Source organism: Cryobacterium sp. TMT3-29-2 (genome assembly GCF_004564305.1).
Taxonomy (GTDB): domain Bacteria; phylum Actinomycetota; class Actinomycetes; order Actinomycetales; family Microbacteriaceae; genus Cryobacterium; species Cryobacterium sinapicolor.
In genome coordinates, this window is sequence record NZ_SOGK01000026.1 from 1 (window position 1) to 12,324 (window position 12,324).

15 protein-coding genes are annotated in these 12,324 nt (G+C 67.2%); 9 read left to right on the top strand and 6 right to left on the bottom strand.

Translation table 11 applies throughout. The features are described from left to right. A partial coding sequence (locus E3O67_RS03380; protein ID WP_167726449.1) for an integrase core domain-containing protein occupies positions 1 to 109 on the top strand: 109 nt, incomplete at its 5' end. On the opposite strand, the gene E3O67_RS03385 is transcribed toward E3O67_RS03380, so the two are convergent. Continuing rightward, positions 106 to 1,140, bottom strand: a complete 1,035-nt coding sequence (locus E3O67_RS03385; protein WP_134433102.1) for a 4-hydroxy-3-methylbut-2-enyl diphosphate reductase — start codon at positions 1,138 to 1,140, stop codon at positions 106 to 108. The two genes, E3O67_RS03380 and E3O67_RS03385, sit on opposite strands and share 4 nt — an antisense overlap. 88 nt (positions 1,141 to 1,228) lie before the next feature. Here E3O67_RS03385 and xseA point away from each other — a divergent pair, with 88 nt between their 5' ends. The 5 genes from xseA (at position 1,229) to E3O67_RS03410 (ending at position 5,513) form a co-directional block, all read left to right on the top strand. Further along, entirely contained in the window at positions 1,229 to 2,461 is a 1,233-nt protein-coding gene (xseA, locus tag E3O67_RS03390; RefSeq protein WP_134433072.1) for an exodeoxyribonuclease VII large subunit, read from the top strand. A gap of 8 nt (positions 2,462 to 2,469) precedes the next feature. Continuing rightward, entirely contained in the window at positions 2,470 to 2,712 is a 243-nt protein-coding gene (locus tag E3O67_RS03395) for an exodeoxyribonuclease VII small subunit (RefSeq protein WP_134368860.1), read from the top strand. Then, positions 2,709 to 3,368, top strand: a complete 660-nt coding sequence (locus E3O67_RS03400) for a DUF4245 domain-containing protein (RefSeq protein WP_134433074.1) — start codon at positions 2,709 to 2,711, stop codon at positions 3,366 to 3,368. The genes E3O67_RS03395 and E3O67_RS03400 overlap by 4 nt, the downstream gene beginning before the upstream one ends. Continuing rightward, the gene (locus tag E3O67_RS03405) at positions 3,368 to 4,009 is read left to right on the top strand and encodes a carbonic anhydrase (protein ID WP_134433076.1); all 642 of its coding nucleotides are present in this window, start codon (positions 3,368 to 3,370) and stop codon (positions 4,007 to 4,009) included. The genes E3O67_RS03400 and E3O67_RS03405 overlap by 1 nt, the downstream gene beginning before the upstream one ends. Before the next feature lie 97 nt (positions 4,010 to 4,106). Then, positions 4,107 to 5,513, top strand: a complete 1,407-nt coding sequence (locus E3O67_RS03410; RefSeq protein ID WP_134433078.1) for an aspartate ammonia-lyase — start codon at positions 4,107 to 4,109, stop codon at positions 5,511 to 5,513. A gap of 101 nt (positions 5,514 to 5,614) precedes the next feature. Here the strand turns inward: E3O67_RS03410 and E3O67_RS03415 are convergent, their stop codons facing one another. The 3 genes from E3O67_RS03415 to E3O67_RS03425 form a co-directional block, all read right to left on the bottom strand. Beyond that, positions 5,615 to 6,913, bottom strand: a complete 1,299-nt coding sequence (locus E3O67_RS03415; RefSeq protein WP_134433104.1) for a PhoH family protein — start codon at positions 6,911 to 6,913, stop codon at positions 5,615 to 5,617. A 236-nt stretch (positions 6,914 to 7,149) separates the two neighbouring features. After that, complete coding sequence (locus tag E3O67_RS03420) at positions 7,150 to 8,271, bottom strand: aminotransferase class V-fold PLP-dependent enzyme (RefSeq protein ID WP_134433080.1); 1,122 nt, start codon at positions 8,269 to 8,271, stop codon at positions 7,150 to 7,152. A 9-nt stretch (positions 8,272 to 8,280) separates the two neighbouring features. Then, the gene (locus E3O67_RS03425; protein ID WP_134433082.1) at positions 8,281 to 9,066 is read right to left on the bottom strand and encodes an isoprenyl transferase; all 786 of its coding nucleotides are present in this window, start codon (positions 9,064 to 9,066) and stop codon (positions 8,281 to 8,283) included. A 70-nt stretch (positions 9,067 to 9,136) separates the two neighbouring features. On the opposite strand from E3O67_RS03425, the gene E3O67_RS03430 reads away from it, so the two are divergent. Next, positions 9,137 to 9,838: a hemolysin III family protein gene (locus E3O67_RS03430; RefSeq protein WP_135101862.1), complete on the top strand. Its 702-nt coding sequence runs from the start codon at positions 9,137 to 9,139 to the stop codon at positions 9,836 to 9,838. A gap of 24 nt (positions 9,839 to 9,862) precedes the next feature. Here E3O67_RS03430 and E3O67_RS03435 read toward each other — a convergent pair whose 3' ends face one another. Next, positions 9,863 to 10,123, bottom strand: a complete 261-nt coding sequence (locus tag E3O67_RS03435; protein ID WP_134433086.1) for a hypothetical protein — start codon at positions 10,121 to 10,123, stop codon at positions 9,863 to 9,865. Continuing rightward, positions 10,120 to 10,983: a mycothiol conjugate amidase Mca gene (gene mca / locus E3O67_RS03440; RefSeq protein WP_174776787.1), complete on the bottom strand. Its 864-nt coding sequence runs from the start codon at positions 10,981 to 10,983 to the stop codon at positions 10,120 to 10,122. Before mca ends, E3O67_RS03435 begins: the two co-directional genes overlap by 4 nt. A 70-nt stretch (positions 10,984 to 11,053) precedes the next feature. Here mca and E3O67_RS03445 point away from each other — a divergent pair, with 70 nt between their 5' ends. After that, on the top strand, positions 11,054 to 11,455 hold the full coding sequence (locus E3O67_RS03445) for a DUF4307 domain-containing protein (RefSeq protein ID WP_134433088.1): 402 nt from the start codon (positions 11,054 to 11,056) through the stop codon (positions 11,453 to 11,455). 106 nt (positions 11,456 to 11,561) lie between these two features. Further along, a complete protein-coding gene (gene greA / locus E3O67_RS03450) occupies positions 11,562 to 12,053 on the top strand; it encodes a transcription elongation factor GreA (protein WP_134433090.1) in 492 nt (163 codons plus the stop codon). Positions 12,054 to 12,324 lie beyond the last annotated feature (271 nt).

The window sequence follows — 12,324 nt, forward strand, 5'->3', positions numbered from 1 at the left end:
CACCTACCAGCAGTGGGTCCATGACTACAATCACCACAGACCCCACAGCGGCATCGGAAACACCCCACCCATCAACCGCGTTCACAAGGTCTCTGGGAGTTACACCTAGCTGCTGACCCGCCCACCGAGGCCGCGGGCATCCGCGTTGCCCGCCAGGTCCTTGCGAAGCTCCTTCGGCAGCGAGAACAGCAGGTCCTCCTCGGCCGTCTTGACCTCTTCGACGTCGCCGTAGCCGGCCTCTGCCAGGTCGGCGAGCACTTCATGCACGAGCTCGTCGGGCACGGATGCCCCGCTCGTCACGCCCACGGTGACCACCCCGTCGAGCCACTCCTGCTCGATCTCGCTGGCGAAGTCCACCCGGTAGGCGGCCCGGGCACCGTATTCCAGTGCCACCTCGACCAGACGCACCGAATTGGACGAGTTCGCCGAGCCGACCACGATGACGAGGTCGGAGTCCTGTGCGACCTTCTTGATCGCCACCTGACGGTTCTGGGTCGCATAGCAGATGTCGTCGCTGGGCGGATCCTGCAGATTCGGGAAGCGGGCGCGCAGACGGCGCACGGTTTCCATGGTCTCGTCCACGCTCAGAGTGGTCTGGGACAGCCAGACCACCTTGTCGGGGTCGCGCACCTCGATGGTGTCGGCGTCATCAGGGCTACCGACGAGCGTGGTGTGCTCGGGCGCCTCCCCCGCGGTGCCCTCGACCTCTTCGTGGCCTTCGTGGCCGATCAGCAGAATCTGGAAGTCGTCCCGGGCGAACCGCACGGCCTCGCGGTGCACCTTGGTGACGAGCGGGCAGGTGGCGTCGATGGCGAGCAGGCCGCGGTCCGCCGCGGCGGTGACAACGGCCGGGGACACGCCGTGCGCGCTGAAAACGACGTGCGATCCGGTGGGCACCTCGTCGACTTCCTCGACGAAGATTGCGCCCTTTTTCTCCAATTCGGAGACCACGTGGATGTTGTGCACGATCTGCTTCCGCACATAAACGGGGGCGCCGTACAACTCGAGGGCTTTCTCGACGGCGATCACGGCCCGGTCCACGCCGGCGCAGTAGCCGCGCGGGGCAGCCAGGAGGACCCGTTTGTGTCCGACCACCGGGGTATCCTTGAGCCTGTTGCGTGCGCGGGGAATCCGTGGCATGCCAAGGCCGATCACAGGCGAATCCGTACTGATAGTCACCCGCCCATCTTATGGGCGCCGACTGTGCAGTCCGTGGGAGGAACGATTGATGACGGACGCACCGCCCACCCTGGAGACCCCGTGGCCGGTCGGGCTGCTGGCCAACAAGATCCGCGGCTATATCGAGCGCCTCGGCACGGCCTGGGTCGAGGGTGAGATCACCCAGTGGGGAGCCAGCGGCGGCAACGTCTACGGCAAGCTGAAGGACCTCACCGAAGACGCAACGGTCAGCTTCACGATCTGGTCCTCGGTGCGCGCGAAACTGACCAGCGATTTCAAGCAGGGTGACCGGGTCATCGCCCTCGTCAAACCCAACTACTGGGTCAAGGGCGGCACGCTCACCATGCAGGTGTTCGAGATGCGCCACGTCGGCCTCGGCGACATGCTGGAACGGCTCGAGCGGCTGCGCAAGCAGCTGGCAGGCGAGGGTCTGTTCGACGCGTCCCGCAAGAAGCCGTTGCCCTTCCTCCCCCACTGCATCGGGCTGGTCACCGGCAAGGACTCCGACGCCGAGAAGGACGTCATTCGCAACGCTCAACTGCGCTGGCCGGCCGTCAACTTCCACCTGGCCTACGCCGCCGTGCAGGGTGAGCGCATGGTCGGTGAGGTGACCGCGGCCATCGCGCGCCTGGATGCCGATCCTGACGTCGACGTGATCATCGTCGCCCGCGGCGGCGGCGACTTCCAGAACCTGCTCGGCTTCAGCGACGAGAAGCTGATCCGGGCGGTGGCGGCCTGCGTGACCCCGCTGGTCAGCGCCATCGGCCACGAGGCGGACCGCCCGCTGCTCGACGACGTCGCCGACCTGCGCGCATCGACGCCGACGGATGCCGCCAAGCGCGTCGTCCCCGACGTCTCCGACGAACTCAACCGCGTGCAGCAGGCGCGCGCCCGTCTCAGCAACCGGCTGACCGGCATCCTGGCGCACGAGGTCGACCGGATCGGCCAGCTCCGCTCGCGCCCGGTGCTGAGCACCCCCGAGTGGATCATCGATTCCCGATCCGAGGACCTCACCCGTTACGTCGCCCGCGGCGCCGAGTTGGTCGACCGGGTTGTCGAACGGGCGGGATCGGTGATCGTCGAACTGCGCTCCCAACTGCGCGCCCTCTCCCCGCAGGGCACCCTCGATCGCGGCTACGCGATCGTGCAACTGGAGGGCGGCCAGGTGGTTCGCTCGCCCGCACAGGCACCGCCGCAGACGAAACTCCTGATCACGCTCGCCGAGGGTGCCCTGGCGGCCACCGCCGGCGCGGCAACCTCAGACCCGACACCGTCGAATTAGAAATTAGGATGGACACCATGACCTCGGCAGCAGACGAAATCAACGCCCTGAGCTACGAACAGGCCCGGGATGAGCTCGTGCGCGTGGTGAACGCCCTCGAGCAGGGAGCCTCGTCGTTGGAGGAGTCGCTTGCGTTGTGGGAACGCGGTGAGGCACTCGCCCGCCGCTGCGAAGAGTGGCTGATCGGCGCGAAAGCCAGGCTGGACGCCGCCAGGGCAGGCCAGGTCGACTCCGCCGCGACAGCCGGATGAGCGCCGCCAAGCGAAAGCCCCGCATCGTCGCCGAACTGGGGCGCCCGGAGACGCCGGACGAAACCCGCACCCGGCTGGCCGAGAATTCGCGCAAGTACCGCTCCCACAAGACCGTGAACAACCTGGTCCTGTCGCTGCTGGCCACCCTCGGCACGGTGCTCGTTCTCGTCCTGCTGGTGCCGCGCAGTGACGCCCCGCAGAACCGTGACATCGATTTCCAATCCGTGGCCGCGCAGGTGCAGCCCGGCCTCACCGATCCGCTGCTGGTTCCGGAGTTGCCGACCGGGTGGACGGCGAACGCCGCGCAATGGCGACTGGGCGGAAGCGACAAGATCCCGTCCTGGTACATCGGCCTGATCACGGCGAAGACCGAGTTCATCGGCCTCACCCAGGCCCTCGGCGCCAACCCGAGCTGGCTCGCCGACGAGTTGCAGGATGCCCCGGTCGCCGGCACCGTCACGATCGGCGGCGTCACCTGGGACGTTTACCGCAACACCGCGCCAGAGGACGACCGCGGCAATTTCGAATCCGCGCTGGTGACCACGGCCGGCGACAGCACCTACCTCCTCGTCGGCACCGCCGACGACGAGGAACTCGCCGTCCTGGCGGAGGTACTCGCCGAACAGATCAGTTCCAACACCACCGGAGAACAATGATGGGCGATGCACCAACACCGGCAGAGGTCTGGACCGACCTGCAGCGCGGCAACGACCGGTTCGTGGGCGGCGAGCCGCAGCATCCGCGTCAGGACGTCGACCGCCGCGCCGAACTCGCCTTCGTGCAGACCCCCGACGCGGCCCTGTTCGGCTGCAGCGACTCCCGGCTGGCCGCCGAGATCATCTTCGACAAGGGCCTCGGCGACCTGTTCGTCGTGCGCAACGCCGGGCAGGTGATCTCCGACTCGGTGCTCGGCTCACTCGAATACGCCGTCGCCGTACTCCGGGTTCCGCTGATCCTCGTGCTCGGCCACGACGGCTGCGGGGCAGTGCGCGCCGCCATCGATTCCCAGGGCGCCGAGGCGCAGCCGCTGCCCGTGCACATTGCCCGGATCATCGAGAAGATCGTGCCGGCCGTTCGCCGGGTGGCCGGGTCGACGGATGCGACGCCCATCGATCCCGAGCAAATCGACGCCCTCGCCGTCGGCCGAGAACACCTCCGCGACACGGTGTCCGAACTGCTCGAGCGCTCCGAGATGATCAGCGCGGCCGTGGCAGAAGGTACATTGGCTATCGTCGGGGCGAACTACCGACTGCTCGAGGGCCGTGCCGTGCCTGACATCGTTGTCGGCGTGGTCTAGCCGTTCAGCCCGTCCACGGCGCGCCCATCGGGCCGTCGCCGCGCGTTCCCGTACCGAAGAGATTCCCAACCGAAAGGTAATACACACCGTGGTGGACATGACCGCTGAAGCCGAGTACCGGATCGAACATGACACGATGGGCGAGGTCCGGGTTCCGATCGCCGCCCTCTACGGGGCGCAGACCCAGCGGGCCGTCGAGAATTTCCCGATCTCAGGCTCCGTGCTGGAGCCCGCCCAGATCGCCGCGCTCGCCCGGATCAAGAAGTCCGCGGCCCTGGCGAACGCGAAGCTCGGGGTGCTCGACGTCGACATCGCCAACGCGATCGCCGCCGCGGCCGACGAGGTCACCACCGGCCGCTACGACTCCGAGTTCCCGATCGACGTCTACCAGACGGGCAGCGGAACCTCCTCGAATATGAACATGAACGAGGTCCTCGCGACCCTGGCGACCCGGAGCCTCGGCCGCCCGGTGCACCCGAACGACCATGTGAACGCGTCCCAGTCTTCCAACGACGTGTTCCCGACATCCGTGCACCTCGCCGTCACGAGCGCCCTCATCGACGAGCTCATCCCGGCGCTCGACCACCTGTCGGTCGCGCTCGAGGCCAAGGCCGAGCTGTGGGCCGGCGCCGTCAAGGCCGGCCGCACCCACCTGATGGATGCCACCCCGGTCACCCTCGGCCAGGAGTTCGGCGGCTACGCGCGGCAGATGCGCCTCGGCATCGAGCGCGTACGCACCGCGCTCCCCCGCGTCGCGGAAGTCCCCCTCGGCGGCACCGCGGTCGGCACCGGAATCAACACGCCCGCCGGATTCCCTCAGCTCGTGATCGAGCTGCTCGTCGAGGAAACCGAACTCCCGGTCACGGAGGCGCGCGACCACTTCGAGGCGCAGGCCAACCGGGACGGCCTGGTTGACGCATCCGGTGCCCTCCGCACCATAGCGGTCAGCCTGACCAAGATCTGCAACGACCTGCGCTGGATGGGCTCGGGCCCCAACACGGGCTTCGGCGAACTGAACATCCCCGACCTGCAGCCCGGCTCCTCGATCATGCCGGGCAAGGTGAACCCGGTGATCCCGGAGGCCGTGCTGATGGTCTGCTCGCGGGTGATCGGCAACGACGCCACCATCGCCTGGTCGGGCGCATCGGGCTCGTTCGAGCTCAACGTCGCCATCCCGGTGATGGGCACCGCCCTACTCGAGTCGATCCGACTGCTCTCGAACGCGACCCGCGTGCTCGCTGACAAAACCGTCGACGGCCTCACCGCGAACGTCGAGCGCGCCCGCGCGCTAGCCGAATCCTCCCCCGCCATCGTCACCCCGCTGAACCGGGTCATCGGGTACGAGGCCGCCGCCAAGGTGGCCAAGTACTCGGTTGCCGAGGGTGTGACCGTGCGCGAGTCCGTCATCGCACTCGGTTTCGTCGAACGCGGCGAGGTCACTCTCGAGCTGCTCGACACCGCCCTCGACGTGCTGAGCATGACCCGCCCGCCCCAGGCGAAGTAGCCTGCTCCCTGCGCCGTTCCGGTCGAGAGTGCCCGTTCCGCTGGTCACTTTCGACCGGAACGGGCACTCTCGGGTGGCAGCCCAGGCGTATCCGGCTCGGGCTAGCGCACCTCGTTGCCCTCGAGCATCTCGGTGACGAGGGCGGCGATCGCGCTCCGCTCCGAGCGGGTGAGCGTCATGTGGGCGAAGAGCGGATGTCCCTTGAGCGTTTCGATCACCGACGCGACCCCGTCGAAACGGCCGACCCGCAGGTTGTCCCGCTGCGCCACATCGTGGGTCAGGACCACGCGCGAATTCTGGCCGATCCGGCTGAGCACCGTGAGCAGCACATTGCGTTCGAGCGACTGGGCCTCGTCCACGATCACGAAGGCGTCGTGCAGCGACCGGCCGCGGATGTGAGTGAGCGGCAGGACCTCGAGGATGCCGCGCTCGATGACCTCCTCCAGAACGTTCTCGGAGACGATGGCCCCGAGCGTGTCGAAGACCGCCTGGGCCCACGGGCTCATCTTCTCCGCGGCGTCGCCGGGAAGGTAGCCCAGTTCCTGGCCGCCGACCGCGTAGAGCGGACGGAAGACCATGATCTTGCGGTGCTGCTGCCGTTCCAGCACGGCCTCGAGACCGGCGCAGAGGGCGAGTGCCGACTTGCCCGTCCCGGCCCGACCACCCAGCGACAGAATGCCGATCTCCGGGTCGAGAAGCAGGTCGATCGCGAGCCGCTGCTCCGCCGAGCGGCCCTTCAGGCCGAAGACGTCGCGGTCACCGCGCACGAGCTTCATTGCACCGTTTCCCGTCACCCGGCCGAGGGCCGAGCCTCTGTCGGAGTGGATGACCAGGCCCGTGTTCACGGGCATGTCCTGCACGAGCCGCGTGTGCACGATCTCCTTGTCGTAGAGCTCGTCGATCAGATTGGACCCCAGGGTGATCTCGTCCATGCCGGTCCAGCCGGAGTCCACGGCGAGTTCGTGGCGGTACTCCTCCGCGGTGAGGCCGAGGGAGGCGGCTTTGACCCGCAGGGGCAGGTCCTTGGAGACGACGGTCACGTTCAGGCCGTCGTTGGCGAGGTTGAGGGCAACGGCGAGGATGCGGGAGTCGTTGTCGCCAAGTTGCAGGCCGGAGGGCAGCACCGACATATTCGAGTGGTTGAGCTCGACCCGGAGGCTGCCGCCGTCGCCGACCGGGATCGGGAAGTCCAGCCGTTCGTGCTTCACCCGCAGCTCGTCGAGGAGCCGCAGTGCCTGGCGGGCGAAGTACCCGATCTCCGGGTCGTTGCGCTTGGCCTCGAGTTCCGCGATCACCACGACGGGGAGCACGACGGCGTGCTCGGCGAATCGGAAGATCGCCTTGGGATCAGAGAGCAGAACGGAGGTGTCCAGAACGTACGTGCACTCGGCCTGCCCCATCGCCGACGTGCTCCGGTTCGAACCCTTGTTGTCGAGCTGATTAGCGGTCACAACCACTCCCACCCCGTGCCCCGTGAGGCACAGATTGTGTTGGCGAGCGGCCACAGGGTTCTCGAGCCGTACTTATGTGGCCGTCTCGATCAGGCGCCATACCTGATGAGCCTGACGCTACTTACCCACGCGCGCTAAGGGAAGAGCGACACGCCCATTCGAAACAGACGTTCACCAGGCCGTCGTCAGTAGGTCACGGCGGTGGCATACGAGGTGAACGCACCGCGCAGCATGTCGACCGTGTCCGGGCTGAGCGCCGCGTGGGTGCTGAGCCGCACGGTGCCGTTCCGGGTCGTCGCGCTCACCCCATGGTTGTGCAGCGCGATGCGCAACAGCGTGAGCTGGCCCGCCGGCGGTTCGAGCACCAGGATGCCCGCCCGTTCCCGGTCGTCCCGGGAGGAGACCACGGGCACGGCGAACTCGTCGGCCAGGTCGATCAACAGCGACACGTTCACGGCGATCGCGTCTTCGACGGCACGGATGCCGACGTCGGCGACCTCCTCGAGGGCGGCCGCGAACCGAGCCTGGGCGATGGCGTCGCCGTTGCTCACCCGGAACGCGTTCGCGCTGCGGCTCGGCGGCAACACCTCGTCCCACGGCTCGGCGACGTCGGTGCCGGCGAAACCGGAGAACACGGGGACAAGTCTTTCGACCGCCCGGTCGCTGAGAGCGAGGAACCCGGTGCCCCAGCCGGCCCTGACCCATTTCTGCCCGCCCGACGCGACGACGTCCGCGACCTCGTAGGGGACATCCACCGCACCGAAGCCCTGGATGGCGTCGACGATGAGCAGGCGGTCGCCGATGACCTGACGGATGCCCTCGAGGTCGACGCGATGACCGGTGCGGGAGTCGACCAGGCAGACCGCCACGGCGGCCGTAGTCGGGGTGAGCTGTTCCCGGATCTGCCCGGGGGTGACCCGGCCGTGGTCGGTCTCCAGCCAGATCGGGGTGACCACCCGCAGCGCCTCCGCCGCGCGCACGGCCGCGAACGGGACCGATGGGAAGTCGCCCGCGGAGAGCAGCACCGCCCCGGTGAGGCCGAACATGGCCTGCATGACGCCGGTCGTGGTGTTCGGCTCGGAGACGATCTGGTCGGGGCGGAAGCCGGTGGCCCGGGCCACCGCGGCGCGCAGCCGTTCGTCCTGCGTCTGGAAGTGGTCCAGGCTGCCGAACCGGGCCCGTGAGAGCACCTCGGTCTGGCCGAGGGTTTCGGCGACCACTCCCGCCGACAACGGACCGATCCGGGCGTAGTCGAGGTATCCGGGATCCGCTATGAACCCGTCGAGGAAGCGGTCGAGGGCCGTCATGGGATGCTCCTACCCGCCGAAACGACGGTGGCGGCGGGCGAAGTCGCGCAGGGCGCGCAGGAAGTCAACCTGGCGGAGGTCGGGCCCGAGCGCCTCCACGAAATAGAACTCACTGTGTGCGCTCTGCCAGAGCATGAAGTCGCTGATGCGCTGCTCCCCCGACGTGCGGATGACCAGGTCCGGGTCGGGCTGCCCGCTGGTGTACAGGTGCGCGCCGATCAGGTCCGGGGTCAGCGTCTCGGCGAGGTCATCGAGCCTGCCGCCGTTCGCGAGATGTGCGCCCACGATGCTCCGCATCGCGTCGGTGATCTCGGTGCGCCCGCCGTAGCCGACGGCGAGGTTGATGTGCAGCCCCTTCTTGCGTGCCGTGCGCGCTTCCGCGGCGTCCAGCGCCGCCACCAGCGGTTCAGGCAACCCGGCCTTGGAGCCGACCTGTTGCACGCGCCAGTCACGGAACCGGGACAGCTCCTCCGCGAGCTTCGCGATAATCTTCGTCAGCTCCGCGAGCTCTCCGCTCGGCCGGTTGGTGAGGTTGTCGGAGGACAGCAAATAGAGCGTGACGACGGAGATACCGAGGTCGTCACACCATTTGAGGAACTCCCGCATCTTGGCGGCGCCGGCGCGATGCCCGTGAGCGGCGGAGTCGAACCCGAGCTGTTTGGCCCAGCGCCGGTTGCCGTCGATGATCATGGCGACGTGGTGCGGGAGCACATCCGGCGTCAGCCCACGACGAAGGCGACGCTGGTAGACCCCGTAGAGGATGCCGCGCGCCCAAGGAACTTCCCGTTTCTGCACACAGTTACGCTAGCCCACTCGAGAGCGTCGTGTACCGCGAGCGGCATGCACGCTGTCGTATTCTTGCTGCATGGCCTCAGCGGATGACATCCCCAACCTGCCGTTGTTCGAGGACGACCTGCCGCCGCAGCTGGACGTCAAGCCCACCTGGAGGGGCTGGATCCACGCGGGCACGTTCCCGGTCACGATTGTGGCCGGGGTTGTACTGCTCCTGGCGGCCGAGGGCAGCGCGGCATTCTGGAGTTCGCTCGTATTCGTGCTCAGCTCTATGCTGCTGTTCGGCAATTCGGCTCTGTACCACCGGTTCGACTGGGGTCCCCGCACGAAGGTCGTCCTCAAGCGGATCGACCACGCCAACATCTTCCTGCTGATCGCGGGCTCCTACACGCCGATCGCCGTGCTGGCCCTGCCGCCCGCGAAGTCCACTCTGCTGCTGTCGCTGGTCTGGGGCGGCGCCATCCTGGGAATCGCCTTCCGGGTGTTCTGGATCCACGCCCCGCGCTGGCTCTACGTTCCGCTGTACCTGGCACTCGGCTGGGGCGCGTTGATGTTCATCATCGACTTCTTCCAGGCGAACGCCGCGATGATGACGCTGATCGTGATCGGCGGGCTCTGCTACTCCGTCGGCGCCGTCATCTACGGCATGAAGCGGCCGAACCCGCTGCCGGGCGTGTTCGGCTTCCACGAGATCTTTCACACCCTGACCGTGGTGGCCTTCCTCTGCCACTGGGCGGCGATCATGATCATCGCGACGAACCCGCTCTACCCGTAGAGCGGGCTGTCCAGCGGTTTCGAGCTAGTCCTTGTCGGCGCCGTCGGCTTCGGCAGCGTCCTGTGCGGCCATCTCCGCCTGGAGACGCTCCTGGATCTCGGCGCGGTACGTGTTGCGGCGCACGCGGCGGGCCATGTCCATAGCCAGCAGCACCGCTCCCACGGCGACCAGGGCGATCGCTACGAAGCCTTCCGGCCCCGGCGTCACGGTGTTCGGGTCGAATTCCGGCGAGGGGGTGGCGGCCAGGACGATGCTCACGAGGGGAGCGAGGATCAGGGCGCTCACGAGTCGTGCCGGATTCCGGCGAAGAGGTCGGCTTCAGGCATCACGGTGTCCACTTTCGATTCGACGAGTTGGAAGTCTTCGTAAGGCCACGCCTCACGGATGAGGTCGTTCGGCCAAAAGAAGAAACTGCTGGTGGGGGCGACCTGGCTCGCGTGCGCCCGCAGCGCCGCGTCCCGCACCTCGAGGAAGTCCCCGACGGGCACGTGGGTCGTGGCCAGCTTCGGGTAGTCCTTCATCCATTCCCGAGCGGCACCGAGCGGCTCCAGCAGGGGCGAATCGGGCTCCGTGATGCTCAGTTCGAGGAACATGGCGTCGACGCGTTCGAGGTTGAAAATCCGGTCGTAGTAGAGCTTGTCGATCTGCCAGGGCTCACCGGCATCCGGGTACCGGGTCGGATCGGCGGCGGCCCGGTAGGCCTCCATCGACACGTCGTGGCAGCGGATGTGGTCGGGATGCGGGTAGCCGCCCTTCTCGTCGTAGGTCACCAGGACCTGCGGACGGAATTCGCGGATCAGCCGCACGACGGGTTCGGCGGAGATGGCCACCGGGATGTCCGCGAAGGAGTTCGGGGGTACCGAACCGTCTTCGTTCATCCCGGAGTCCTCGTAGCCGAGCCACCGGTGCTCCACGCCGAGGACCCGCTGAGCCTCGGCCATCTCCAGTCGGCGCAGTCCCGGGAGATCGCGTTCGGCCAGCGCGTGACCGAGCAGGGCCTCGTTCAGGATGCTTCCCCGTTCGCCGCCCGTGCAGCTCAGAATCAGCACTTCGGCGCCGAGGCTCCGGTAGTGGGCATAGGTCGCAGCACCCTTGCTCGACTCGTCGTCGGGATGGGCGTGCACCGCCAAGAGGCGCAGCGTCATGAAACTCCTCAGAAATGCCAGATAACCTTGACACTAAGACTAATCGTTGATCTATGAGTGTGGAGTCTGAGTGGCCCTGAGCAGCAACCTCGACACACGGTACGGGCGCGCCCCGAACCGTGGCACGAGAGACCGCCGCGTTCTGTTCGTCGCCGCCGGCTCCCTCGCGGCTCTCCTCCTGGGCTTCGTGGTCTGGGTGGGACTGGGGGCGTCCGAGCCTCTGATCGAGACTCGGGACATCCGTCACAGCATCATCGACGCGAACACCGTAAATGTCACCTTCGAGGCGTCCATCCCGGTCGGCCGTACCGCCAGCTGCGCGGTTCAGGCGCTCAACGAGAGCTTCACGGTCGTCGGCTGGAAGGTTCTCGACCTGCCCGCCAGCACCGTGTATTCACGGTCGACGACAACGGATGTGCGCACCACCGAGCAGAGCAACACCGGATTGATTTACCGCTGTTGGCTGACCTAGAATGATGAATTCGCCCTGACGTGATCGTCGGGGCGTCCGTTGTATGGCTGCGGGTTCACCGCACAAGCATCGAACGAGCACGAACAAGCATGAGGAGATTCCACCCATGACTACCGAAACCACGGTCACCTGGCTGACGCAGGAGGCCTACGACCGTCTCGCGGCGGAGTTGGAAACGCTCAGCACCGTCGGGCGCGTCGAGATCGCGAAGAAGATCGAGTCGGCTCGAGAAGAAGGTGACCTCAAGGAGAACTCGGGTTACCACGCGGCCAAGGACGAGCAGGGCAAAATGGAGGCCCGCATCCGCACCCTCGTTCTGCTGCTGCGCAACGCCGAGGTCGGCCATGCACCCCAGAGCAGGGGCGTCGTCGAGCCGGGCACCGTGATCACGGCCACGATCGCCGGCGACGAGACCCGGTTCCTGATCGGCAGCCGCGAGATCGCCGGCGACAGCGACCTCGACGTCTTCAGCGAGCAGAGCCCGCTCGGCACCGCAATCATCGGCCTCTCTGTCGGCGCGAAAACGTCGTACGTGACGCCCACCGGCAAGGAGATCGCCGTCGAGATCTTCCTCGTGGAGACGTGGACCGGCAACTAGCCGTATCCGCTCTCGCTCCCCCGTTCACGATGAGCCCCGCCTGACGGCGAGGCTCATTGTGTCGTTCAAGGACCGCCGGATCTCGTGCACGAGCGTGCCGGAAACACGTCCGGGGCGACCGGCGCCGAACCAATTCGACGGAGATTCTGTCGAAAAGGGTGGTTTTCGGGCGATGTCAAGCTGACTGGAGTCACTTGGGTTAGTTTGTGGCGGTTTCGTCGGCGAGGTGATTGATCCCGACGAGGCTGGCTGGTGCGGGTGTTGTTGGTCG

Bases quoted from the DNA above. Each gene is read 5' to 3' on its own strand.
- E3O67_RS03385 (WP_134433102.1), bottom strand. From the start codon at position 1,140: ATGCCACGGATTCCCCGCGCACGCAACAGGCTCAAGGATACCCCGGTG.
- xseA (WP_134433072.1), top strand. From the start codon at position 1,229: ATGACGGACGCACCGCCCACCCTGGAGACCCCGTGGCCGGTCGGGCTG.
- E3O67_RS03395 (WP_134368860.1), top strand. From the start codon at position 2,470: ATGGACACCATGACCTCGGCAGCAGACGAAATCAACGCCCTGAGCTAC.
- E3O67_RS03400 (WP_134433074.1), top strand. From the start codon at position 2,709: ATGAGCGCCGCCAAGCGAAAGCCCCGCATCGTCGCCGAACTGGGGCGC.
- E3O67_RS03405 (WP_134433076.1), top strand. From the start codon at position 3,368: ATGGGCGATGCACCAACACCGGCAGAGGTCTGGACCGACCTGCAGCGC.
- E3O67_RS03410 (WP_134433078.1), top strand. From the start codon at position 4,107: ATGACCGCTGAAGCCGAGTACCGGATCGAACATGACACGATGGGCGAG.
- E3O67_RS03415 (WP_134433104.1), bottom strand. From the start codon at position 6,913: ATGGGGCAGGCCGAGTGCACGTACGTTCTGGACACCTCCGTTCTGCTC.
- E3O67_RS03420 (WP_134433080.1), bottom strand. From the start codon at position 8,271: ATGACGGCCCTCGACCGCTTCCTCGACGGGTTCATAGCGGATCCCGGA.
- E3O67_RS03430 (WP_135101862.1), top strand. From the start codon at position 9,137: ATGGCCTCAGCGGATGACATCCCCAACCTGCCGTTGTTCGAGGACGAC.
- mca (WP_174776787.1), bottom strand. From the start codon at position 10,983: ATGACGCTGCGCCTCTTGGCGGTGCACGCCCATCCCGACGACGAGTCG.
- greA (WP_134433090.1), top strand. From the start codon at position 11,562: ATGACTACCGAAACCACGGTCACCTGGCTGACGCAGGAGGCCTACGAC.